Source organism: Burkholderia sp. 3C (assembly GCF_054589155.1).
Genome location: NZ_BAAILN010000057.1, coordinates 1 through 5,598, shown reverse-complemented (window position 1 = coordinate 5,598; position 5,598 = coordinate 1). Strand labels below are relative to the sequence as shown.

Here is a 5,598-nt window from a genome sequence, read left to right as displayed (position 1 = left end):
CGATCGATGCAGTCTGTTGATCGAAGCGCTGAAAAAAGTAGTTGACGCGCTTCAAAATGTTCTTCATAATCTCGCTTCTCTGCTGCTGAAAACGCAGCGCCGAAACGAAGCCAAGCTTCTCTCGGAAACGCTCTTTAACAATCTACAGCCGATAAGTGTGGACGCTTGATGGAAGCGGTCCTGATCTTAGGATCAGGTCAGCAAAAGTATCAAGAGTCTCACACAAAAGTAAGTCAGGTTTATGAAGTAATTCGTAATCCTGTCAGCTTTGAGTGAGCGACCGGTTCGAAAGAACCGAAAAACAGTAACAGGTATTGAACTGAAGAGTTTGATCCTGGCTCAGATTGAACGCTGGCGGCATGCCTTACACATGCAAGTCGAACGGCAGCACGGACTTCGGTCTGGTGGCGAGTGGCGAACGGGTGAGTAATACATCGGAACATGTCCTGTAGTGGGGGATAGCCCGGCGAAAGCCGGATTAATACCGCATACGATCTACGGATGAAAGCGGGGGACCTTCGGGCCTCGCGCTATAGGGTTGGCCGATGGCTGATTAGCTAGTTGGTAGGGTAAAAGCCTACCAAGGCGACGATCAGTAGCTGGTCTGAGAGGACGACCAGCCACACTGGGACTGAGACACGGCCCAGACTCCTACGGGAGGCAGCAGTGGGGAATTTTGGACAATGGGCGAAAGCCTGATCCAGCAATGCCGCGTGTGTGAAGAAGGCCTTCGGGTTGTAAAGCACTTTTGTCCGGAAAGAAATCCTTGGTTCTAATAAAGCCGAGGGATGACGGTACCGGAAGAATAAGCACCGGCTAACTACGTGCCAGCAGCCGCGGTAATACGTAGGGTGCAAGCGTTAATCGGAATTACTGGGCGTAAAGCGTGCGCAGGCGGTTTGTTAAGACCGATGTGAAATCCCCGGGCTCAACCTGGGAACTGCATTGGTGACTGGCAAGCTAGAGTATGGCAGAGGGGGGTAGAATTCCACGTGTAGCAGTGAAATGCGTAGAGATGTGGAGGAATACCGATGGCGAAGGCAGCCCCCTGGGCCAATACTGACGCTCATGCACGAAAGCGTGGGGAGCAAACAGGATTAGATACCCTGGTAGTCCACGCCCTAAACGATGTCAACTAGTTGTTGGGGATTCATTTCCTTAGTAACGAAGCTAACGCGTGAAGTTGACCGCCTGGGGAGTACGGTCGCAAGATTAAAACTCAAAGGAATTGACGGGGACCCGCACAAGCGGTGGATGATGTGGATTAATTCGATGCAACGCGAAAAACCTTACCTACCCTTGACATGGTCGGAATCCTAGAGAGATCTGGGAGTGCTCGAAAGAGAACCGATACACAGGTGCTGCATGGCTGTCGTCAGCTCGTGTCGTGAGATGTTGGGTTAAGTCCCGCAACGAGCGCAACCCTTGTCCTTAGTTGCTACGCAAGAGCACTCTAAGGAGACTGCCGGTGACAAACCGGAGGAAGGTGGGGATGACGTCAAGTCCTCATGGCCCTTATGGGTAGGGCTTCACACGTCATACAATGGTCGGAACAGAGGGTCGCCAACCCGCGAGGGGGAGCTAATCCCAGAAAACCGATCGTAGTCCGGATCGCACTCTGCAACTCGAGTGCGTGAAGCTGGAATCGCTAGTAATCGCGGATCAGCATGCCGCGGTGAATACGTTCCCGGGTCTTGTACACACCGCCCGTCACACCATGGGAGTGGGTTTTACCAGAAGTGGCTAGTCTAACCGCAAGGAGGACGGTCACCACGGTAGGATTCATGACTGGGGTGAAGTCGTAACAAGGTAGCCGTATCGGAAGGTGCGGCTGGATCACCTCCTTTCTCGAGCTAATACCGCGAAAGTTGAGCGTTCACGCTTATCGGCTGTAAATCAAGACAGACTCAGGGGTCTGTAGCTCAGTTGGTTAGAGCACCGTCTTGATAAGGCGGGGGTCGTTGGTTCGAATCCAACCAGACCCACCACTTAGTCTGGACAGTATCCTTGAGAAGTCTCTGTATGGGGGCATAGCTCAGCTGGGAGAGCACCTGCTTTGCAAGCAGGGGGTCGTCGGTTCGATCCCGTCTGCCTCCACCAATCTTCAATGACAAGCGTTCAGGTCAGTGTGACCTGAGGATTTGTCATTGGCGATTGAGCCAGTCAGAGCGATCTGTACACCATGTGTACTTATCGGCTGTCGTTCTTTAACAATCTAGAAGAAGTAGTAATTTGAATAACGGAAGCGTCTATTTGAGATGGGCGTGAAAGTTATTCGGGTTGTGATTGTATCGATGTATCTCAAGAAGATTCGAACTTAATTGTTCGGCTCAAATTGGAATACGGCACAAATGCGAGAACTCAACCTGTAGCGACTGTCCAGCGCAAGCGAGACAGACTCGTTATAGGGTCAAGCGAACAAGTGCATGTGGTGGATGCCTTGGCGATCACAGGCGATGAAGGACGCGGTAGCCTGCGAAAAGCTACGGGGAGCTGGCAAACAAGCTTTGATCCGTAGATGTCCGAATGGGGAAACCCACTCCTTTTGGAGTATCCATAGCTGAATACATAGGCTATGTGAAGCGAACGCGGTGAACTGAAACATCTAAGTAACCGCAGGAAAAGAAATCAACCGAGATTCCCAAAGTAGTGGCGAGCGAAATGGGAAGAGCCTGTACTCTTTATTTGTATTGTTAGTCGAACGCTCTGGAAAGTGCGGCCATAGCAGGTGATAGCCCTGTAGACGAAAGCAGTATGAAAGAACTAGGTGTACGACAAGTAGGGCGGGACACGTGAAATCCTGTCTGAAGATGGGGGGACCATCCTCCAAGGCTAAATACTCGTGATCGACCGATAGTGAACCAGTACCGTGAGGGAAAGGCGAAAAGAACCCCGGGAGGGGAGTGAAATAGATCCTGAAACCGCATGCATACAAACAGTCGGAGCCTCGTAAGGGGTGACGGCGTACCTTTTGTATAATGGGTCAGCGACTTACGTTCAGTAGCAAGCTTAACCGAATAGGGCAGGCGTAGCGAAAGCGAGTCCGAATAGGGCGTTCAGTTGCTGGGCGTAGACCCGAAACCAAGTGATCTATCCATGGCCAGGATGAAGGTGCGGTAACACGTACTGGAGGTCCGAACCCACTAACGTTGAAAAGTTAGGGGATGAGCTGTGGATAGGGGTGAAAGGCTAAACAAACTTGGAAATAGCTGGTTCTCTCCGAAAACTATTTAGGTAGTGCCTCGCGTCTCACCTTCGGGGGTAGAGCACTGTCATGGTTGAGGGGTCCATTGCGGATTACCTCGCCATAGCAAACTCCGAATACCGAAGAGTGCAATCGCGGGAGACAGACATCGGGTGCTAACGTCCGGTGTCAAGAGGGAAACAACCCAGACCGCCAGCTAAGGTCCCCAAATATAGCTAAGTGGGAAACGAAGTGGGAAGGCTAAAACAGTCAGGAGGTTGGCTTAGAAGCAGCCATCCTTTAAAGAAAGCGTAATAGCTCACTGATCGAGTCGTCCTGCGCGGAAGATGTAACGGGGCTAAGCTATATACCGAAGCTGCGGATGCACATTTATGTGCATGGTAGGAGAGCGTTCCGTAAGCCTGCGAAGGTGCACTGTAAAGTGTGCTGGAGGTATCGGAAGTGCGAATGCTGACATGAGTAGCGATAAAGGGGGTGAAAGGCCCCCTCGCCGTAAGCCCAAGGTTTCCTACGCAACGTTCATCGGCGTAGGGTGAGTCGGCCCCTAAGGCGAGGCAGAAATGCGTAGCTGATGGGAAGCAGGTCAATATTCCTGCACCATTGTTAAATGCGATGGGGGGACGGATCGCGGAAGGTTGTCCGGGTGTTGGAAGTCCCGGTCGCTGCATTGGAGAAGGCGCTTAGGCAAATCCGGGCGCAGAATTCAAGGGTGTGGCGCGAGCTTCTTAGGAAGCGAAGCAATTGGAAGTGGTTCCAAGAAAAGCCTCTAAGCTTCAGTTTAACAGTGACCGTACCGCAAACCGACACAGGTGGGCGAGATGAGTATTCTAAGGCGCTTGAGAGAACTCGGGAGAAGGAACTCGGCAAATTGGTACCGTAACTTCGGGATAAGGTACGCCCTTGTAGCTTGACTGGCCTGCGCCAGGAGGGTGAAAGGGTTGCAATAAACTGGTGGCTGCGACTGTTTAATAAAAACACAGCACTCTGCAAACACGAAAGTGGACGTATAGGGTGTGACGCCTGCCCGGTGCCGGAAGATTAAATGATGGGGTGCAAGCTCTTGATTGAAGTCCCGGTAAACGGCGGCCGTAACTATAACGGTCCTAAGGTAGCGAAATTCCTTGTCGGGTAAGTTCCGACCTGCACGAATGGCGTAACGATGGCCACACTGTCTCCTCCCGAGACTCAGCGAAGTTGAAGTGTTTGTGATGATGCAATCTCCCCGCGGCTAGACGGAAAGACCCCATGAACCTTTACTGTAGCTTTGCATTGGACTTTGAACCGATCTGTGTAGGATAGGTGGGAGGCTATGAAACCGGAACGCTAGTTTCGGTGGAGCCGTCCTTGAAATACCACCCTGGTTTGTTTGAGGTTCTAACCTTGGCCCGTGATCCGGGTCGGGGACAGTGCATGGTAGGCAGTTTGACTGGGGCGGTCTCCTCCCAAAGTGTAACGGAGGAGTACGAAGGTACGCTAGGTACGGTCGGAAATCGTGCTGATAGTGCAATGGCATAAGCGTGCTTAACTGCGAGACCGACAAGTCGAGCAGGTGCGAAAGCAGGTCATAGTGATCCGGTGGTTCTGTATGGAAGGGCCATCGCTCAACGGATAAAAGGTACTCTGGGGATAACAGGCTGATACCGCCCAAGAGTTCATATCGACGGCGGTGTTTGGCACCTCGATGTCGGCTCATCTCATCCTGGGGCTGTAGCCGGTCCCAAGGGTATGGCTGTTCGCCATTTAAAGAGGTACGTGAGCTGGGTTTAAAACGTCGTGAGACAGTTTGGTCCCTATCTGCCGTGGGCGTTGGATATTTGAAGGGGGCTGCTCCTAGTACGAGAGGACCGGAGTGGACGAACCTCTGGTGTACCGGTTGTCACGCCAGTGGCATCGCCGGGTAGCTATGTTCGGAAGAGATAACCGCTGAAAGCATCTAAGCGGGAAACTCGCCTTAAGATGAGATATCCCTGGAGGCTTGACCTCCTTGAAGGGTCGTTCGAGACCAGGACGTTGATAGGTCAGGTGTGTAAGCGCAGTAATGCGTTCAGCTAACTGATACTAATTGCCCGTAAGGCTTGATCCTATAACAAGTCTGTGTCGATGATCGTTAGTGCTTCAGCACTTACGAGCATCCCATCCTGAACCGCAGGTTCAGGATCTTAAAAGGCACGACAAGCGTTATAGAAAGAATTCTCGTGTGCCGATACACACAACTCATTACTACTTCTTCCAGATTGGATGTGGCGCTCAAGCAGCGACGCATCAACCCCTTTAGCCTGATGACCATAGCGAGTCGGTACCACCCCTTCCCATCCCGAACAGGACCGTGAAACGACTCTACGCCGATGATAGTGCGGATTGCCCGTGTGAAAGTAGGTAATCGTCAGGCTTCC

General features: G+C 52.1%; 2 tRNA genes and 3 rRNA genes. All 5 read left to right on the top strand.

The features are described from left to right. Nucleotides 1-316 precede the first annotated feature (316 nt). The 5 genes from ACYP33_RS09775 to rrf all read left to right on the top strand — a co-directional run bounded on the left by ACYP33_RS09775 (nt 317) and on the right by rrf (nt 5,594). Nucleotides 317-1,847 (top strand): 16S ribosomal RNA (locus ACYP33_RS09775). A gap of 64 nt (nt 1,848-1,911) precedes the next feature. After that, nucleotides 1,912-1,988, top strand: a tRNA-Ile gene (locus ACYP33_RS09770). 36 nt (nt 1,989-2,024) lie between these two features. Continuing rightward, nucleotides 2,025-2,100: transfer RNA gene (locus ACYP33_RS09765), tRNA-Ala, on the top strand. Nucleotides 2,101-2,408: 308 nt separating this feature from the next. Beyond that, a 23S ribosomal RNA gene (locus ACYP33_RS09760) occupies nt 2,409-5,288 on the top strand. A gap of 192 nt (nt 5,289-5,480) precedes the next feature. After that, nucleotides 5,481-5,594 (top strand): 5S ribosomal RNA (gene rrf / locus ACYP33_RS09755). The 16S, 23S and 5S rRNA genes sit together here with 2 tRNA genes alongside, the layout of an rRNA operon. Nucleotides 5,595-5,598 lie beyond the last annotated feature (4 nt).